The organism is Borrelia puertoricensis (assembly GCF_023035875.1).
GTDB lineage: Bacteria > Spirochaetota > Spirochaetia > Borreliales > Borreliaceae > Borrelia > Borrelia puertoricensis.
In genome coordinates, this window is the sequence record NZ_CP075379.1 from 650062 (window position 1) to 668374 (window position 18313).

The following is an 18313-nucleotide window of genomic DNA, read 5'->3' on the forward strand; positions in this document are numbered from 1 at the left end:
TTTTTTTATTGCATAATCCTATTATGTGTAAAGATAACATTATTTTTTTTAATGTTCAATTAATTTTGTTAATATCCTAAATGAGGTGGGAGGGATTTTTATGTTACAATCTCAATTTTTTGTTAAAAAGTGTAAAAGAGCCATTTCTAAAGATGAAGTTTTGATAAATAATGTGAACAATGTTGAACATATTTTTTATGATTTTTTTAAAATTTTTGATGAAAAAGCTTTAAAGAGTGTATTCGATTATTATTGTGAGAATTTTGACTTTAATGAGGGAATATACGCTTTTATTGATAAATTTATTCCAATTATTAACTTTTTGTCATTAGAGGTTTTGGATTATGAATTTAGCATTGATGAGAAAAAGCTCATATTAGAAGTGTTTGATTCTTCAGCGTTCACTCTTAAGGATGACACATTGAATGAGCTTGCTAGGGCTATTGTTTCTCTTGGTATCTTAGATTAATGCTTAAGTTTTTTCTTTACACAAATTTTTGATTTATGTTTCCTGATTTGCCTCAAGTATTCTTGATAACTCTTTTTTGTTGAATGGTATTTTAATTAAATCTTTAAGTGTATAAGTTTGTGAGATTGTTTTAGTGGCGTTAAATTGGTTAGGATCTGTCATTAATATTTTGGTATTTTCTTCGAAAAATTCTGACATTACTTGACGACATATTGCACATGGAACACTTGCTGGAGTTGTTGTGATTAATATAAAATCTATTTTTTGTATACCAACAGATGATATCATGTTCATTATTGCGACTTGTTCTGCACAACGAGTTGCTCCAAAACTTGCGTTTTCAACATTTGAACCTTGAAAAAATAAATTGTCTTTAGTTTTAATACAGGCTCCTACTTTAAATTTTGAATATGGTGAATATGCATTATTTCTTGCAGCTTCCGCCAATTGAAATGCTTTTACAATTGCATTTTGTTCATTATCTTTCATTTAATACCTTTAGTTTATGACATTGTCAATTATAGCACAATGATTATAATTTTCTATAAAAATATTGTAAAATATTTAATTATAAGATGTAATTTTTTGATATATGTGGAAGGTTTATTAATATTTTTTATGATAGATGTTATTGAATTTATTAAAAAATATAATAATTTTATTATTATTGGGCATAAGGATCCTGATTTTGATTGTATTGGCTCGTCTTTAGCTTTAGCTTCTTTTTTGTCTAGAATAGGTAAAAGGGTCATCATGTTAAATGAAGGTCCTTTTTTGAGAAAGGAAATAATTCCTTTTAAAGATAAGTTTTTATCTAAATGGCCAGATGTTAATTCTTCAGATTATGCTGTTATTATTTTAGATTGCTCCATATTTGATCGAATTGGAGATGAGTTTGGTTTTTATGTAAAAGATATGCCTATTCTTGTTATTGATCATCATGCATCGGGTGATAAGTTGGATGTTCCTGGATATATTGATCCTTTTTCTCCTTCAACTACTTTTTTGGTTGAGAAATTAATTAGAAAATTTGGGTATGAGGTTACTAAAGAGGAAGCATGGTATATTTTGGTTGGATTTTGTACAGATACAGGATTTTTTAGATTTATTTCAAGAAGTGATCCTGAACCTTTTGAAATGGTGGCTAGACTTATCTCTAAAGGTTTAAGTCTTAAGGATGTTTATAATTATATTGAATCTGTTAAGAGTTTAACCTCAATAGATATTCTTAGTGTGATGTTAAATAATCTTAAAGCTTATTTCGATGGAAAAGTATTGCTTACTATTTTGCCTTTCAATTCTAAGAAGGATAATAATGTTAGTGGTGTTAATGAACTTTTTTATGCGCTTCTTTCTAATGTTGAGGATAATGAAATATTAATTATTTTAAAAGAGACAGAAGATGGTTCTATTTTGGTGGGGCTTCGTTCTAGAGAATATTTTGATGTGGGTGAGCTTGCAAAGTATTTTGGGGGAGGGGGACATAAGCATGCTAGTGGATTTAAGATTAAAAATAGTTCTTTAAATTTTTTAGAGAGTCAAATAATCGCATACATCAAAGATGCTATGAAGGTTTAAAGTTTATTAAGGGGTTTTTTCCTTTTGGATTAAAATCCTCTGTTAAAGTGAGGAATCCAGATTTAAAAGACAGTGTTGTTGTTCCGTATACTATTACTATATTTTGTATCCAGTCTATGTTTTTAATAAGTTGGGGTGTAAGCGATATAATTATACTTATTTTGTCTTTATATTCTTTTAAGTTTTCTATGTATTGTTGACTAGCGGGTGTTGAGAGATTAAATATAACTTGTTCGTGTTTTTCAATTAGCTTTTTTATCTCTTTCAGTTTTGTGGGGCTTATGTTGTTTAAGGGATAATAGTCATAGTAATATCCGGAACTGTTTTGGAATATTTTTTTCCCTTCTTTAATCATTGTGTTATAAGGTGATATTAAAAGTGTTTTTTTGTGCTTTGATACTTGTTTTGATAACTTTATTTTAGTTATTCCTCTTAATGTACTTTGTTCAAAAAAATTTTTAGTTTCCTTGGTAGGTACTGCTTGAACTTTTTTATGATTTGAATAAATTTCAGTTTCATTTTTTCTTTCTTTTAGGTATTCTAGCTTTATTCTAAGTATTCTCTTGTTAGATTTAATGATATTTTCTCTTATTTCACTATTTTTTTGCATGAGACTTAATAGTTTATTGTAAGCGTTGTTTTGTATGTTTTCGTTTAGTGATATTAATAAAATATCAGTTTCAGTTCTGATAATTCTTTCAATTGTGTCATAAATGCTTTCATTGTTATATCTTACTGCATTCATTAATAAATCATCTGTTATTATTAAATTATCATATTTCAACTTTTTTCTAAGTAGTTCCTTTATGATTTTCATTGAAGATGATGCAGGTATTTCTTTGCCATTTGTAATCATTGGATATGCTAGATGTCCGCTCATAATCATTGGAATATCTTCTTGTATTAATATTTTATATGGCAATAATTCATTTGATTGCATTTCTCTTAAATTTGAGTTTATTATTGGCATTTTTATGTGAGAATCAACAACAGTATTTCCATGTCCGGGGAAGTGTTTTGCTGTTGAAATTATTCCTGCTTGTTTTTGTCCTTTGTAAAAGGCTAAAGCAAAAAGAGAGACTATTTGCGGATTATTTGAATATGTCCTTGGTCCTATTGTAAAATTTTCCTCATTGCTGTAAATGTCTGTTATGGGTGCAAAATTTAGATTGATTCCAAGTTGTCTTAGCTCACTTGCTATGTGATATCCTGTAAGGTAAGAATCGTTTGGTGATAGAGTAGCTGTGATTCCAAGATTTCCTATTGTTTTTGATGTTTTGAGTTTTATGTGTTGTGTCCATCCACCTTCTTGATCAGTTGCTATAAATAAAGGTATTTTAAATCTATTGTTTTGGGACATCGATTGTGCTTTATTTATACTTTCTATTAGCATCTGTAAGTTTTTGGCATTCCATCCAAAGATTTTAATTCCCCCTAAATTTCTCTCTTTGATGAAGTTTAGTACAAATTTTGTTATTTGTTCTTTTGGGTAACTTATCATGAACATTTGTCCCAATAATTCTTTATCATCCATTTGACTTACTATGTTGTCTATTAATTTTTCTTTATCTTCTGTAGTCCAAAAGTTGTAGGCGAAACAATTATTATGGATAAAAAAGATAGCTATACAAACAATTTTTTTCATTTAAACCATACCAATCTTTTGTTTTTTTCGATTCATAAGTATAGCATATTGTTTTAAAATTACTCATTCCAGATCTTTTATTGTTTTTAAACCTACTTCAATAAGTGAACGTAATTTAAGTTATAAAATTTTTATTTTCATTCATATTAAGAGATATAATTTATTGTCAGTAATAATTTTATTTTTCATTTAAAAGAAACCAAGTACTTATCTTGTAAGTTTAAGTTCTTATTATATTGATTTTAATCTTTTTAATGAAATGAGTGTGTATTTTAGGAGTATGATTTTATATTGACAAAATATCTTTGAATTTATACACTTTAATGGCTACAAGCTGATGTAGCTCAGTTGGTTAGAGCACTCGGCTCATATCCGAGTTGTCGTGGGTTCAAGTCCCTCCATCAGCATTAAGGAGTTTGTATTATGAGAGTGGCAATTGTGCTTGCGAATGGTTTTGAAGAAATTGAAGCTATAATTCCTATGGATATTTTAAAACGAGGTGGTGTTGATCTAAGAGTTATCAGTTTGAATGATGATAAGGTTGTTTCAGGTTCTAGAGGGTTTACTTTTTATGCTGATGAGAAAATATCAGATTATAGTGAGGACCATTTTGATTTAATAATACTTCCTGGAGGAATGCCTGGTGCTATCAATCTTTTTGAATCTAAAGATTTAGATAAGATTTTAAAAAATATGAACTTACAAGGCAAGTTAATTGCAGCCATTTGTGCATCTCCAGCAATTGTGCTTTCTGCAAAGGGACTTTTAGGTACAAATAAATTTACGTGTTATCCTGGATTTGAAAATGATATTACTGATGGTGAATTTGTGGATGAGAATGTTGTTATTAGTAATAATTTTATTACTTCTAAGGGTATTGGTACAGCTTTTGAATTCGCTTTTACTTTGCTTAAGATTGTTAAGGGAGAGAGGGTTCTTGAAGATATCAAGAAGCAAGTTTTACTTTAATATGATTTGCATTACTGAAGTATTTTGATTAATTTAGTAAGTTTATTTTTAAAGATAAGGTCATTTTGTGATTAATTTTTAAACTTTTTTTATGATTTATTTGTTAAATATACTGAAGATTGAATCTTATATCTTTGTTCTAAACCTTATAAAGGTTTTGTAATTAAATTGTAGGTATCTTCAAGTATGGTTAATTCTTCATTTGTTGGTATTACAAGTATTTTTGTTTTACTTTTTTCACTTGAGATGTCGGATTCTGTATGTTTGTCTCTTGCTAAATTATTCTTTTGAGGATCAATTTCTATGCCAATTTTTTCAAAGCCTTTTAGTGATAACTCTCTTATTCCATAATCTGTAACACCAATGCCGGCTGTGAAAATTATTGCATCAATATTAAAATCAAGTACTGCAAGGTAAGATCCAATGTATTTTTTTATTCTATAAGCCATTATTTCGACTGCAAGTTTAGAGTTATATTCATTATTTTTTACTCCTTCCCAAATGTCTCTTAGATCATTTGACTTAAGAGATATGCCAAGCATACCACTTTTCTTGTTAAGAATTTCTTCGATTTTTTTTGGAGTTTTATTTAAAAGTTTGCTCATTAAAGGGATAATTGCAGGATCTATATCTCCACTTCTTGTTCCCATTACAAGTCCTTCAAGAGGGGTAAGACCCATGCTTGTATCGTAAGATAATCCTTTTTTAACTGCATTGATGCTTGAACCATTGCCTAGGTGTAGTATTATTAAGTTTAGATCCTCTTTAGGTTTGTTAAGTATTGTTGCAACTCTTGTTGTTATATATGAGTATGATAAACCGTGAAATCCATATTTTCTGATATTATAGTCTTTATACCAAGAATATGGTGTGGCGTATAAAAATGCATTTTCCTTTATGGTTTTGTGCCATGATGTGTCAAAACATAAAACTTGTTTTGCATTTGGAAATATTTTAAGTGTTATTTCTATGACTTTTATTGCAGTTGGATTGTGAAGAGGTGCAAACTTGGATAGCTTCTTTAGTTCGCTTAAGGTATTTGTGTTAAGTATTGTTGAATTTTTAAAATTTGGACCTCCATGTACAATTCTGTGTCCTATGCCTTTAATTTCGTCTGGATTTTCTATGATTTTTAATTTTTTGTTTGTTAATATTCTAATCATTTGTTTTAATGCTTCTTTGTGTGATTTGATGTGTTTATCTGTTTTTTCTAGTAAGTCATTTTTGGTCTTAATTTTGATTATTGATTTTTTTGTTTTTATTTTTTCGATTGTTCCAGATACTAGTGTTTGTGTATTTTTATAAAGTGTAAATTTTAATGAAGAACTTCCTGTGTTAATTGTTAATATTTTCATATCTTTTATTATAATAATAGATTCAAATTTTTATATATGCAGTTTATTTTTTCTGATTCTTTAACGTGTTTTAGGTTTAAGAAAACGGAATTTTTGTATTCTGGATTTATTTGCAGTGTAGTAGGATTGTCTTTTATGATTTGCATTATTTTTTCGGCAGGAATACTCTTTGTATTTAAATATTCGATTTCAAGTAATCCATTTTTCTCTGTAAGTCTGGTAATATTGAGTTTTTTTGCAAGTAATTTGAGTTCTGATAATATAAGTAAATTGTTAAGTTCTTTTGGGATTGGTCCAAATTGGTCATAAATGTCAGCCCTTATTTTGTTATTTTCTTCCTCATTTTGAACCCTTGAGATTTTTTTATAAATTGATATTTTGTCTTGTTCATTATTTATATAGCTATCGGGGATGAATCCATTGTAATTGATTTCAATAGTGATTTCGTCTTCCTTAGAATTTTTTCCCATTCGTTTTTCAATTGCTTTGTTTAACATTGTTAAGTAGTAATCTAGTCCAATAGATTCGATATCTCCATGTTGTTCGGGTCCAAGTAAGTTTCCAACACCTCTTATTTCCATATCTTTCATTGCAATTTGAAATCCTGTTCCAAGTTCTGAAAATTCAGATATTGCTCTTAATCTTTCAATGGCACTTTCGTTTAAACTTGAATTTTCTTTATATAGGAAATAAGCGAAGGCTTGCTGTGAACTTCTTCCAACTCTGCCCCTTAGCTGGTATAATTGTGCAAGTCCGAATCTATTCGCATTGTTAATTATTATTGTATTTGCATTTTCAATATCTATTCCATTTTCAATGATTGTTGTTGCTAGTAATACCTGATATGATTTATTTATAAAATCATGCATAATATTTTCAATTTGGTCACCTTGAAGTCTTGCATGGATGGTTGCAATTCTTGCATAAGGAACCATTTTTTCTAGCATTGCTTTTATTAAATCTAGTTCTTGAATATTGTGATGTACAAAAAAAACTTGTCCATCTCGAGAAAGTTCATTTTCTATTGCGTGTTTAATCAATAGCTCGCTAAATTCTTCTACGTAAGTTTCTATTTTGATTCTATTTTGGGGTGGAGTTTTTAAGATAGAAATGTCTCTTAATTTGATTAATGACATATGAAGGGATCTCGGTATTGGAGTTGCTGATAGAGAAAGGCAATCAACAGAGATTTTTATTTCCTTTAATTTTTCTTTTTCTTTTACCCCGAATCTTTGTTCTTCATCGATTATGATGAGTCCTAAATTTTTATATATTATTTTCTTAGAGAGTATTTTATGTGTTCCAATTATTATGTCAATTTTTCCTGTTTCTAGTTTCTTTATAATGTCTCTTTCTTTTGATTTTTTTATAAATCTGCTCATCATTTCAATGTTGATTGGAAAGTTTTTAAATCTTTGTTTAAATGTATTAAAGTGTTGCTCTGTAAGAATTGTTGTTGGAGAGAGTATTGCTACCTGTTTTTTGCCCATGACAGCTTTGAATGCAGCTCTCATTGCGACTTCAGTTTTACCAAATCCAACATCGCCGCATAAAAGTCTATCCATTACTTTTAAACTCATCATGTCTTTTTTGATTTCTGATATTGCTGTTAATTGATCCGGAGTTTCATCGTATGGAAATTCTGATTCAAATAATAATTGCCATTCATTGTCTTGAGGATATTGAAATCCTTTAGTACTTTCTCTTTTCACGTAAAGTTCAACAAGTTTATCGGCAATTGCATCGATTCTTTTATTTGCATAAGCTTTTTTCTTTTCCCAGGTTTTTGAGCTGATTTTATCTAATTTTATATTTTGAGTTTCATTTCCAATATACCTTTGAATGAGGTGTGTTTGTTCGATTGGAATAAATAATTTTTCGTTATCTGCGTATTCAATTTCAATGTAATCTTTTTCAAGAAGACTCGTTTTAATTCTTTTTATCTGCCGAAATATTCCAATTCCATGGTTTATGTGAACAACATGACTGTTTTTTTCTACTTCAGTAAATGAATCAATAATTTTTGTTTTTGATGATTCGAAAGCTTTATTTATTTTTTGTCTTCTATTAAAAATATCTGATTCAAGGATAATGGCTATTTTTTCTTTGTTTATTATAAGTGAGCTTGATATTTTTAAAACTTCAATTTTGATTTTTGTCAGATCTTTGAAGATGTATTTTAATTTTTCTTTTTGTGAATTAGATTCTGCTGCAATGATTACTTTAAATCCATTGTTTAGCCAGTTTTGTATTTCTTCTTTTGCAAGTGTGATATTTGAGAAAAATTTACGCTCACTTTCTATGTTAAATTTTATTAGTTCTTTTGTTGTTATATTTGCAGGGGTTTTCACGATAAAAATATTAGTTTTTAATTTTAAATCGTTCAAATTTATGAAAATTTCTTTTGGTGCAATTGTTTTTTTTCCAGACTTTATTGCTTGGCTATAAAGTTTTTCATACTCTTTATAGATCTTTTTAATCTCTTCTTGTAAATTTGGTATTTCTAAATTTACAATAGGTGTATCTTCATTTATTTCTTGGCTTAGGTATGTGTCTCCTATTAGTGGATAAAATATTTCTTCTGCTCTTGCATTATATTTTGTTTCAATTTGTTCAAATAATTTTTTATATTCATTTTCTTTTAAATGGTGTTTTAGTTTATTTATGTTTTCGTTATTCCAAATGATTTCTTTTTTGGGAATTATATCAAATTTGGAAATTGAATTTCCTTTTTTTAATTGAGTTAGGGGATTAAAATATTTGATTTCTTTTATTTTATCAATTTCCACTGAAATTCTTATTGGTTCTGTCTTATTAAATGAGTGTATGTCTATTATTTCATCCTTTATTGTGAATTCTCCAGGTAATGTAACCCTCATTGTTTTTTCATATCCTAGTTTTATAAGTTTACTTTCAAGATTTTCTATGTTTATTATCGTGTCTGTCTGAATTTTATAAATATTTTTAAATAAATTTTCTTTTGTAGGAATTTTGCTAAGTAGGGATTTTAGTGAAACAATGTAGATCCCAGAATTATTTTCATAAAAATTGATTAAAAATTTTACTCGTTTTATAAAGATTTTACTTTTTGAACCGATGTCTTTATATATAAGGGGACTGAAATAGTTAAGTTCATATATGTTATCTGTAATTTGCATTAAATCATCTTTGAGTTCATCGGAGATACTTTCGTTTTTAACTATTAATATAATTTGATTGCTACTGCTGTATTCCTTTATTTTGTTGATTAAGAAAGCTTTAAAAAATCCTTCATGTCCTACTATTGTAAAGGGTATATTTTTTTCAATAAGTTGTTGTATTTTTTTTAGATTTTGATTGTCATTTAATCTGGCAGTTAATTCTTTTTCTATATTCATTTTTTACCTTTTTGTTTCTGTAGTTTAGTATAATATTATATATTAATAGATATGTTCTGTTTCGTTATGTATAATATTAATTAGATTTTGAGGAGTTTATGAAATTTAGGAATTTATTGTTTGTTATATCTCTTATAGTTGTTCCTTTTATGCTTTTTCCTAGAGATTATAAGGGTCTTGATTTTAAGATAAAGTTTTTCAATCAATCAATTTATCGTGTTAATAGTAATGTTTCTATTGAAGTTTCTCTTAGTAACTCGTCTGATGATTTGCTTATTCTTGAAATAGGAGATGTTAATACTTTTGGTTTTGATTTTGATGTTACGGATACTACTAACATAAAAGTTAAAAGGTCTCTTGAATATGTTAAGGATAGGGCAAAAAATGTTGCGATTCCTGTAAGAACTCTTAGTTTAAGACCTAATGAGAGATTTTCTGTAGTGATGAGCTTAAATCAATTTGTACAATTTGATAAAGATGGAGTTTATTTTGTCAAAGGTATGTTTTTCCCAGATATCTCAGATCCACAAAAGCGTGTAGAGTCTAATGTTATTACTTTGTTTTTAAAACCTAAAATGGATGATGTTGCAGGAAAATTTGACTTTTCTAATTTATCTTCCAATCGTGAAATTCAAAGTATTTTGAAAAGAGAAAATTTGTCCCCTGATAAAGTTGTTGAATATTTATTTTCAGCGTTGCGGCTTGGAGAGAGAGAAAAATTCTTTTTATATATTGATATTGAAAGTCTTATTTTAAGTGATCAAAATAAATCATATCTTTATAAGCAAGAACTTAAATCAGGTTCTAATAATATGCTAGAAGAATATAAAGATTATTTATGGAATAATAGTAATTCTGCTATTTCAAAAGTTCCAAGTAAATTTTCTATTATTGAAACAACTTATACGGATTCTGCAGGGAAAGTTGTATCTGATGTGTATTTTGAAGATGGTCATTTTTATGTAGCCAAACGATATACCTTTTTTTTAAAAAAGTATGATTATTATTGGATCATTTATGATTATACTGTTCAAAATACTGGGATTAAGGAGAAATACTAGGCCTTTTATTTTTAAGATTAAAGGACTTAGTATTGTTTTATGGATAGTAAGTTACTTTAGTTTATATGCTAATTTTAAACATGAAGTTGTTAAAGGTGATACTTTATATTCGATTTCTCTTAAATATAAAATTCCAATAAGAGAACTTAAAAGTGCAAATAATCTGAAGTCTGAGCATATTAGAGTTGGGCGTATATTAGTTATTCCAAATTCTTCTAAGGTTAACAAAATTATTACTAAAGAGAGTAATAGGAAGCCTAAGTTAAGCAAGTTTGATGCCAAAATTCATATTGTTAAACTCGGCGATACTATTGAAGATATATCTAGACAATATGGCATTAAGGAAAAGGAATTGCTTGCTTGGAATAATTTAAGTTCTAAACTTCTTAAAGTTGGTTCTAAATTGAATTTGGATGAGCCTAATTTTTTAAAGCCATATATAGTTAAAAAGGGTGATTCACTCTCCAAGCTTTCTGTAGATTTTGATATTAGTATTGAGGATATTATACGATTTAATTCTCTAGAGAATAAGAGCTTAATAATTGGTCAAAAATTATATTTACAAAGGACTTCTGGGAATGTCAATTTTCATTATGTAAAGCGAGGAGAGACTCTTGGGAAAATTGCATATATTTATGGTGTGACTGCAAAGCATCTTGTCCGTCTTAATGGAGATAAGGCGATAAATTTAAAGGCGGGTTCAATTTTAGATGTTTCAAAAGTTATTGAAGAAGATTTGCCAAGTTCTAAATATTTACAATTAAATAGCGAAAATCGAAGTAGAGAAACGTTTATATCCCACAAAGTATCTGTTGGTGAGACATTATATAGTATTGCTCGTAAATATGGGGTTTTGCTTGAAGATCTTAAAAGTTGGAATAATTTAAATGGGAATAGTATTTTTCATAATCAAGAACTTAAGATTTATGATAAAAGCAAAGGACTAGTTGTTGCAAATAAAGAGCTGAAAGAATTTGTGGATAAAACTTCTAAAACCACAGTTAAAGCTATTGCAAATATTGTTTCTGCTAAGAGTAGAAAATTAAATTTAAATTTTTCCAATGTTTTAGACAATAGAGATGTTTTTGATATTAGTGCTTTAGTTGTATTGGAGCCTAAAATACCTATATTTGAGGCTAATGGAATTTTTTATTATTGGTATAAGCCTAAAAAAGGGAGTCAACCAAGTAAGTTTTATTCAGAAGATTGGTATTCGCCTCTGAATGCCTATAAGAAAGCAAGTCAACTTTTTAAGAGTTTTGAAAGTCTTGTGCAATCTCGGTCAGTGAAAAATAATAGCCTAAAAAATAAGTTAATCATTATTGATCCTGGACATGGAGGTCTTGATCCTGGTGCTATTGTTAAAGCAAGAGACGGACTTAAGAATGAAATTTTTGTTGTTGAGGATGAATATGTTTATGATATTGCTTTAAGGCTTTATGTATATCTTAAAGAATATGGAGCTAATGTTGAGCTTACTATTTTATCCCCTGATCATTTAATCAGAGATAGTGTGTCTGCTAATAATACATTTGTTAATGTTAAGAATGAAGTTTATAATGATTATGATTTAAATAAAACTGATACGGTTGACTCTTGGATAAACGGTACTCAAGAAGGTTTGAGGAAAAGATTGGCAGTTGTGAAGAAATTTATAAATAAGTATAAAAATGTTAAGGAACAAGATATTCTTTATATTAGTTTGCATTCTGATAATAGTGTTGGTGCGCCTCGGTGTATGGGATTTTATTACCAGTCTGAAGATGGAAAGGGTTTTGATGCTCATTCTAAGAGTATGATTGAAAAAATGACAAAAGGTTTTAAGAGAACCCCTTATATTAAGGGCCAAAACCTTTATGTGCTAAAAAATAACGTTGTTAAGACTAAATTGTTGGTTGAGGTTAGGAATTTAGCATTTGATGAGGAAGCTTGGGCTATTAGATCTTCTAAGCTTAGGGACCGGGATTCTAAAATACTTGCTGATGCTATTTTGAAAATCTTATAAGATAAGTAGATTATTTTTTATGGATTATATGACTTGACAAAATAGTTTCAATTTAGCATAATGTTTAGACATTGAGTCCCCTATAGCTCAGCGGTAGAGCAGGTGGCTGTTAACCACTTGGTCGGAGGTTCAATTCCTTCTGGGGGAGTTTTTATTCTTTTGTTAAGATTATTTTTTCTATGTCTTCTCGTTTTATTTTAAAATAATTGAGTCTCTCAAGTAGTTTTTTATTATTACCATTTCCTAAACTGAAGTATTTTTGTATTTGTTCTCTTTTTTTCTTGGATTGAGCCCCTGTGATGCCAAGTTCTATTAAATCATTTAAACTTAGATCTTCTTTTTGTTTTTCATTATAAAAAGTACCTATTTTTTTTAAAATTGTTGTTATTTCAAGTTTAGAAGACATTTCTACCTCTTGATTTTTATTTTTAAGGTGAGCATGTTTAATATTGTCTTGGTCTAAATAGCCCACTTTTTTAAGTATTTGTTTTCTAATTAGATCCCCTGCTTTGTCGCTATCAGTGAAAATAATGATTCCATTTGTTTTTATTGCTTTTTTTAAAACATTAATGGTTGATTGTTTAAGATATAATCCACCAGTTTCAACTATAGTGCACTTAAATAGTTCTTTTATTCTCTTAGCATCATCTTTGCCTTCAACTACAATTATTTCTTTTATTTGTTCCAGTTTTTAATTCCAATTTTCAAAAAATGCTCTGAGAAGTTTGATTGCTTCTATGTGATCTGATATGGCAATAGTTTCTCTTAAAGAGTGCATTCCCCACATTGGGGTTCCAATATCTATAGTTTCAATTCCTGTTTGAGAGTTTAAGATTGGACCAATTGTGGTTCCGGCATTTGTGTTTGCTTTCATTATTATTTCTTGAATTTTAATATTATTTTTCATAGCCAAGGCTTTAAGTTTTGCACATCCATGTGCTGTTGTTGCATATTTAAAATTGGCATTGTTTTTAATGGTTACTCCTTTTCCTAGACTTATTTGATAGTTTGGATCATGTTTACATATGTATCCTGGATGAACTCCATGTGAGCCGTCCATTGAAATATTGAATGATTTGTTTAGTTTGATTAGATGTTCTTCTTTTCCTAGATTTAAAACATGATCAATTCTTTCTAAGACCTCTGTTAATAGTGTTGAGTCAGCTCCTCTGGAAGTTAAAGATCCAATCTCTTCATTGTCAAAAAATACAGCTACTTTATTTTTATTGTTATTTGTATGAACAAATGCATTCATGATTGCATGGCATCCCGATTTGTTATCTAGGTTTTTGGATGCTAAAAATTCACCTTCGCTACCTATAATTTTAGCAGGTTCTGATGCTGTAAATATTAAATCACATGATAGGAAATCTCTTTCAGATATTTGCAGTTTTTCTAGAATTTTTTCTTTAATGCTTTTTTTAAAACCTGTGATGATGACTATGTTCTCATGAGTATCATATGCAAATCCTTCATTTACATTTCGGTTTAAGTGAATGGCAACGTTTGGTATGATCCCAACATTTTCAATTGTTATTAATTCTGAGTTAATTATTTCATTTTTATTAAAGTATACGACTCCTGATAAGCTTAAGTCTCTGTCAGTCCAGGTTGAAATTATTGGACTACCGTAAGTTTCGATGTGGTGAGAGAATACATTGTCTTTGTATTTCCTAGATTCTATTTTGAGCTTTAATCCAGGGCTGTCAGAGTGTGCTGCTGCTATTAGGAATGGTTCATGTATTTTATTAGTGTTAATGTTGAATGTAATAAGGCTTGTTCCTTCCTTTTTTACATAATAATATCCTGTTTCTAGTGTCCATTTATCGTCAAGTTTTAATTCCTTTGCATTAAGATAATATATCAGTTTTTGTTCAATATAGTTTATTAAATGGTATGGTGTTAAGCTTGTATCTAGTAATTTCTGGAAATGTGATATATCTAATGTTTGGTCATGCATGTTTTTTCTCCTATGGTTTTATTGTTTTGATACTTAATATTTTATTATAATAGCTAGTGTATGTATATATGTTTGTTGTATATGCAAGGAGATTGTTAAATGGCTAAATTTTATAATTTGATGCTTGTGTCTTTAATATTTATTGCTTGTACTACGATTTCAGAGGTTAATTTACAAGATGATGCGAGCGGAACAGTTTCATTAATATTTAATGTTAATAAAGAATTTGAAAAGATCAGAAAAGAACTTGTAGCAACTCTTGTAGGAGAGGAAATAGCTAAAATGTCCCTTTTCCCTATTGATAAGATAAAACAATATTTTGGTGATGAAGGGAAAAAATTAGGTCTAAAGCTCTTAAATATTAAGTCTAATGGTGATTCTCTTAATTTGATTGTTCAATTTGATAATCTGGTTAAGGTTCTAAAAGATTATCTTGCAAAGGAGACAATGCCTATATTTAAGATAGCAAATAAGAATGGGAAAAATATTCTTGATATTGATTTTAATTTAAAAACTGTTACCAAGATTATTAATGAAAGTAAGGATCAGGTAAATGATGCTCTTGCAGCACTTTTGCCATCAGAAGAGATACCAATGTCTGAGAAGGAATATAAAGATGTATTAGTTTACTTTTTATCAGACTTTACTTCACGTGCAGATGAGCTTATTGATAATTCTAATGTTACACTCAAAATCAGGACATCGAGAAAAATTCAAGAACAGTTTGGATTTAAACAGCTTAACTCCAATAATTTAGAACTTAAGCTAGATATGATTAGGACTTTAAGTCTTGAAACACCAATAAAATTGAGATTGGTTTATTAAAATTTGTGTAAATATTATTTTAAGAGATAAGAATTATTTCTTATCTCTTTTCATAAATCCTATTAATAGACCTGTTATTAAAGCACCTATGAGGATAGATATTATCCACATTAATGGGTTGGTTATTATTGGGAGAATAAAGATACCGCCATGTGGGGCCATAAGCTCTACTTTAAATAATGCAGACAAAAAACCCCCGATAGATGACCCTATTATGCAAGCAGGTATTACCTTTAAAGGGTTTGATGCTGCAAAAGGAATCACCCCTTCCGTTATGAAACATGCGCCTAAAAAGTAACAAACTTTACCAGCTTCACGTTCTTCTTGTGAAAATTTATTATTGAAAATGCTAGTTGCAAGTGCGATGCCAAGTGGAGGCGTCATTCCTCCTACCATTACGCTTGCATGGGGTATATAATTCCCAGCAGTTATCATTGCAATGCCAAATGCATAAGCAGCTTTGTTTACAGGACCACCCATGTCTATTGCCATCATTCCACCAAGTAGTGCACCCAGTAATGCCATATTTGTTCCGCTTAGTGAATTTAACATATTTGTTATAGATGTATTAATATATTCAATTGGTGCTAGTAAAAAATATGTTAAAAATCCTGATATTAGCACTGAGAAAAGCGGGTAGGTTAAAACGGGATTAATACCACTTATTTTTGGTGGTATTATTTGTTTACTTATTGATTTTATTGCTAAAGTTACGTATCCTGCGATAAATCCTGCTAGAATGCCCCCTAAGAATCCTGCATTTCCTTTGCTCATCATTAATCCTATAATCATTCCAGGTGCAAGGCCGGGACGTTCTGCTATGCTAAATGAAATATATCCAGCAAGTATTGGAATCATTAGAAAAAAAGCATTACCACCGCCGATTTGCATTAAAATATCTGCTATCTTATTATAGCTTGGATCGTTTGGATCAAAAGCTTTGATGCCGAACATGAATGATATTGCAATAATTATTCCCCCAGACACTACAAATGGGAGCATGAAAGATACACCGTTCATTAAATGTTTATATGCACCACCTGGTTTTCGGATTGTTTTGCTTTTTTCTTGTACTGTTTCGCTCTTATAAATTTTTGCTTTGTTATCAAGAATGTTTTGAATGAGTTCTTTTGCTTTATGTATACCATCTTTTACACCAACCTCAATTAGTGGTTTACCATTAAACCTGTCTTTATCGACAGTTTTTCCGGATGCAATAATTATGCCTTTTGCTCTTTTTATCTCCTCTTCTTCTATTAGATTGTCAACTCCACTAGAGCCATTAGTTTCTACTTTGAGCTCTACGTTTAGTTCAGCTGCTGCTCGTTTTAGGCTTTCAGCTGCCATGTATGTATGGGCAATGCCTGTAGGGCAAGCGGTTACTGCTAGAATGAAATTTTTGGAACTAGTGTCATTCATTATTACATCTGTGTTATTCTTTAAAAGAATTTCTAAAAATCTATTTGTATCATTTGTACTCATAATTTCTTGTCTTAAAATTTCATTATTAAATATATTATTAAGGTAAGATATTGTTTTAATATGAGTATTACCTGTAATTTTTTCAGGTACAGCTATCATGAAAAATAATTTTGAAGGTTGTAAGTCAGAAGCGTTAAAATCAAACCCTTCTCCTTTAGTTCGTAATATAGCTATTCCATGTTTTTTAACAAAATTACCTTTTGCATGTGGCATTGCAATATATTCTTCAAGGCCTGTTCCGCTTATTTCTTCTCGTTTTTTAATTTCTTTTATAAAATCTTCTTTGTTATTCAAATATCTGTTTTCATTGAGCATGTCAGCCATTTTTTCAATTACATCATCTTTACTTTTGGCTTCGTAGTTTAATAATATTAATTTTTTAGAAAATAAATCTTGCATAGGAAACTCCTTGCTATACTATAGTTCCATATTATAATTATTATAAATATAATATATTATAATTATAACATATAATAATTACATTATTTAATTATTTAATTATTTTACTTAATTATAAAGGAGATTGGCTTGGTATATACGCTTACTCTTAATCCTGCTATTGATTATAAAATAGTTGTGGAGGGTTTTCAGACAGGATGTCTTAATCATATTGTTAGGAATAATTTTTTTGCTGGTGGGAAGGGAATAAATGTAAGTAATGTACTTAAAAATTTTGAAATTGAAAGTGTTGCTCTTGGATTTTTGGGTGGATTTACAGGTGATTATATAAGGTCCTATCTTGATTTGATGGGTATAAAGCATGATTTTGTTAGCATATCTGACAATACTAGAATCAATATTAAAATGATGTCAGATGGAGAAGAAACAGAGATTAATGGAAAATCACCCGTAATTCTTGAGAGGGATTTTCAGTCTTTGATTTTAAAATTAAAAAATTTAGATAAAGATGTGTTAATCATGTCTGGTAGTGTGCCAAGCTCGCTTGGGTATCAGGTTTATAATGAAATAGCCAAGAGTCTTGCGAGTAATGTTAAGTTAATTATTGATACTAGTGGTCCTGCCTTGCAAGAGATTATAGGGCTTAAACCTTTTTTAATAAAGCCAAATATTAATGAACTTAAAGAACTTTTGGGTATTAATTTGACTTCTAGTAGAGATCTAATTAATGCTGGGTGTGAGCTTATGGAAAGGGGTGTGCAAAATATTATAATCTCAATGGGAAGTAAAGGTGCTGTTTTTATAAATAATAAAGATGCTTGTTTGGCTAATGTCCCGCAAATTAATTCTTTAAGTACTATTGGTGCAGGAGATTCTGTAGTTGCTGGATTTGTGTATGCTTATCAAAATGGGAATTCTCTTCTTGATTCTTTTAGGTTTGGAGTTGCGTCAGGTACCGCAACGGCACTTAGAGGGCAACTTTGTAGTTTGGATGATGCTAAAGATATTTTTGATAAAGTAAAACTTGAATATCTTTCTTTAATGTAACTTAAGCATTTATAAATATTAATGAATTTTCTGTTTTAATGGGGTTTTTGAAGGGTCTTTATTTTATAATGCAACTTTAATAATAGCTTTAATGTGTTTTGCAGTTGATTTATGCTTTCATAGTTACTTTTGAAATAAAGT

At 29.1% G+C, this 18313-nt stretch carries 14 protein-coding genes and 2 tRNA genes; 9 read left to right on the top strand and 7 right to left on the bottom strand.

Features of this window, described 5'->3' with window-relative positions; all coding sequences use genetic code 11:
* The first annotated feature begins 100 nt into the window (after positions 1-100).
* A complete protein-coding gene (locus bpuSUM_RS03110) occupies positions 101-469 on the top strand; it encodes a hypothetical protein (RefSeq protein WP_247065749.1) in 369 nt (122 codons plus the stop codon).
* A gap of 33 nt (positions 470-502) precedes the next feature.
* Here the strand turns inward: bpuSUM_RS03110 and cdd are convergent, their stop codons facing one another.
* The gene (gene cdd / locus bpuSUM_RS03115; protein ID WP_247065750.1) at positions 503-958 is read right to left on the bottom strand and encodes a cytidine deaminase; all 456 of its coding nucleotides are present in this window, start codon (positions 956-958) and stop codon (positions 503-505) included.
* A 129-nt stretch (positions 959-1087) separates the two neighbouring features.
* Here cdd and bpuSUM_RS03120 point away from each other — a divergent pair, with 129 nt between their 5' ends.
* A complete protein-coding gene (locus tag bpuSUM_RS03120) occupies positions 1088-2047 on the top strand; it encodes a DHH family phosphoesterase (RefSeq protein WP_247065751.1) in 960 nt (319 codons plus the stop codon).
* Here the strand turns inward: bpuSUM_RS03120 and bpuSUM_RS03125 are convergent.
* The gene (locus tag bpuSUM_RS03125) at positions 2034-3581 is read right to left on the bottom strand and encodes a glycoside hydrolase family 3 N-terminal domain-containing protein (protein WP_247065752.1); all 1548 of its coding nucleotides are present in this window, start codon (positions 3579-3581) and stop codon (positions 2034-2036) included. The two genes, bpuSUM_RS03120 and bpuSUM_RS03125, sit on opposite strands and share 14 nt — an antisense overlap.
* A 444-nt stretch (positions 3582-4025) precedes the next feature.
* Here bpuSUM_RS03125 and bpuSUM_RS03130 point away from each other — a divergent pair.
* Positions 4026-4099, top strand: a tRNA-Met gene (locus bpuSUM_RS03130).
* 16 nt (positions 4100-4115) lie between these two features.
* Positions 4116-4661, top strand: coding sequence for a DJ-1 family glyoxalase III (locus bpuSUM_RS03135; protein WP_247065753.1), 546 nt, complete (start codon positions 4116-4118; stop codon positions 4659-4661).
* Between the two features lie 146 nt (positions 4662-4807).
* On the opposite strand, the gene bpuSUM_RS03140 is transcribed toward bpuSUM_RS03135, so the two are convergent.
* Together bpuSUM_RS03140 and mfd are read right to left on the bottom strand one after the other, a co-directional pair.
* Entirely contained in the window at positions 4808-6016 is a 1209-nt protein-coding gene (locus tag bpuSUM_RS03140) for an acetate kinase (RefSeq protein WP_247065754.1), read from the bottom strand.
* A gap of 8 nt (positions 6017-6024) precedes the next feature.
* Entirely contained in the window at positions 6025-9393 is a 3369-nt protein-coding gene (gene mfd, locus bpuSUM_RS03145; protein ID WP_247065755.1) for a transcription-repair coupling factor, read from the bottom strand.
* 98 nt (positions 9394-9491) lie between these two features.
* On the opposite strand from mfd, the gene bpuSUM_RS03150 reads away from it, so the two are divergent.
* The 3 genes from bpuSUM_RS03150 to bpuSUM_RS03160 all read left to right on the top strand — a co-directional run bounded on the left by bpuSUM_RS03150 (position 9492) and on the right by bpuSUM_RS03160 (position 12607).
* Entirely contained in the window at positions 9492-10454 is a 963-nt protein-coding gene (locus bpuSUM_RS03150; protein ID WP_247065756.1) for a hypothetical protein, read from the top strand.
* Positions 10411-12459, top strand: coding sequence for a LysM peptidoglycan-binding domain-containing protein (locus bpuSUM_RS03155; protein ID WP_247065757.1), 2049 nt, complete (start codon positions 10411-10413; stop codon positions 12457-12459). The genes bpuSUM_RS03150 and bpuSUM_RS03155 overlap by 44 nt, the downstream gene beginning before the upstream one ends.
* 76 nt (positions 12460-12535) lie before the next feature.
* A tRNA-Asn gene (locus tag bpuSUM_RS03160) sits at positions 12536-12607 on the top strand.
* Between the two features lie 3 nt (positions 12608-12610).
* Here bpuSUM_RS03160 and rnmV read toward each other — a convergent pair.
* Positions 12611-13147 carry a ribonuclease M5 gene (gene rnmV, locus bpuSUM_RS03165; RefSeq protein ID WP_347343293.1) on the bottom strand — a complete coding sequence of 179 codons (537 nt, stop codon included), beginning with the start codon at positions 13145-13147 and terminating at the stop codon, positions 12611-12613.
* 3 nt (positions 13148-13150) lie between these two features.
* Positions 13151-14419 (bottom strand): M18 family aminopeptidase, encoded by a 1269-nt coding sequence (locus bpuSUM_RS03170; protein WP_247065758.1) that lies wholly within the window; start codon positions 14417-14419, stop codon positions 13151-13153.
* Positions 14420-14518: 99 nt separating this feature from the next.
* On the opposite strand from bpuSUM_RS03170, the gene bpuSUM_RS03175 reads away from it, so the two are divergent.
* Positions 14519-15244 carry a hypothetical protein gene (locus bpuSUM_RS03175; protein ID WP_247065759.1) on the top strand — a complete coding sequence of 242 codons (726 nt, stop codon included), beginning with the start codon at positions 14519-14521 and terminating at the stop codon, positions 15242-15244.
* 33 nt (positions 15245-15277) lie between these two features.
* On the opposite strand, the gene bpuSUM_RS03180 is transcribed toward bpuSUM_RS03175, so the two are convergent.
* Entirely contained in the window at positions 15278-17125 is a 1848-nt protein-coding gene (locus tag bpuSUM_RS03180) for a fructose-specific PTS transporter subunit EIIC (protein WP_247065760.1), read from the bottom strand.
* 129 nt (positions 17126-17254) lie between these two features.
* Here bpuSUM_RS03180 and pfkB point away from each other — a divergent pair, with 129 nt between their 5' ends.
* On the top strand, positions 17255-18172 hold the full coding sequence (gene pfkB, locus bpuSUM_RS03185) for a 1-phosphofructokinase (protein ID WP_247065762.1): 918 nt from the start codon (positions 17255-17257) through the stop codon (positions 18170-18172).
* Positions 18173-18313: the final 141 nt, after the last annotated feature.

Bases quoted from the DNA above. Each gene is read 5' to 3' on its own strand.
- bpuSUM_RS03110 (WP_247065749.1), top strand. From the start codon at position 101: ATGTTACAATCTCAATTTTTTGTTAAAAAGTGTAAAAGAGCCATTTCT.
- cdd (WP_247065750.1), bottom strand. From the start codon at position 958: ATGAAAGATAATGAACAAAATGCAATTGTAAAAGCATTTCAATTGGCG.
- bpuSUM_RS03120 (WP_247065751.1), top strand. From the start codon at position 1,088: ATGATAGATGTTATTGAATTTATTAAAAAATATAATAATTTTATTATT.
- bpuSUM_RS03125 (WP_247065752.1), bottom strand. From the start codon at position 3,581: ATGGATGATAAAGAATTATTGGGACAAATGTTCATGATAAGTTACCCA.
- bpuSUM_RS03135 (WP_247065753.1), top strand. From the start codon at position 4,116: ATGAGAGTGGCAATTGTGCTTGCGAATGGTTTTGAAGAAATTGAAGCT.
- bpuSUM_RS03140 (WP_247065754.1), bottom strand. From the start codon at position 6,016: ATGAAAATATTAACAATTAACACAGGAAGTTCTTCATTAAAATTTACA.
- mfd (WP_247065755.1), bottom strand. From the start codon at position 9,393: ATGAATATAGAAAAAGAATTAACTGCCAGATTAAATGACAATCAAAAT.
- bpuSUM_RS03150 (WP_247065756.1), top strand. From the start codon at position 9,492: ATGAAATTTAGGAATTTATTGTTTGTTATATCTCTTATAGTTGTTCCT.
- bpuSUM_RS03155 (WP_247065757.1), top strand. From the start codon at position 10,411: ATGATTATACTGTTCAAAATACTGGGATTAAGGAGAAATACTAGGCCT.
- bpuSUM_RS03170 (WP_247065758.1), bottom strand. From the start codon at position 14,419: ATGCATGACCAAACATTAGATATATCACATTTCCAGAAATTACTAGAT.
- bpuSUM_RS03175 (WP_247065759.1), top strand. From the start codon at position 14,519: ATGGCTAAATTTTATAATTTGATGCTTGTGTCTTTAATATTTATTGCT.
- bpuSUM_RS03180 (WP_247065760.1), bottom strand. From the start codon at position 17,125: ATGCAAGATTTATTTTCTAAAAAATTAATATTATTAAACTACGAAGCC.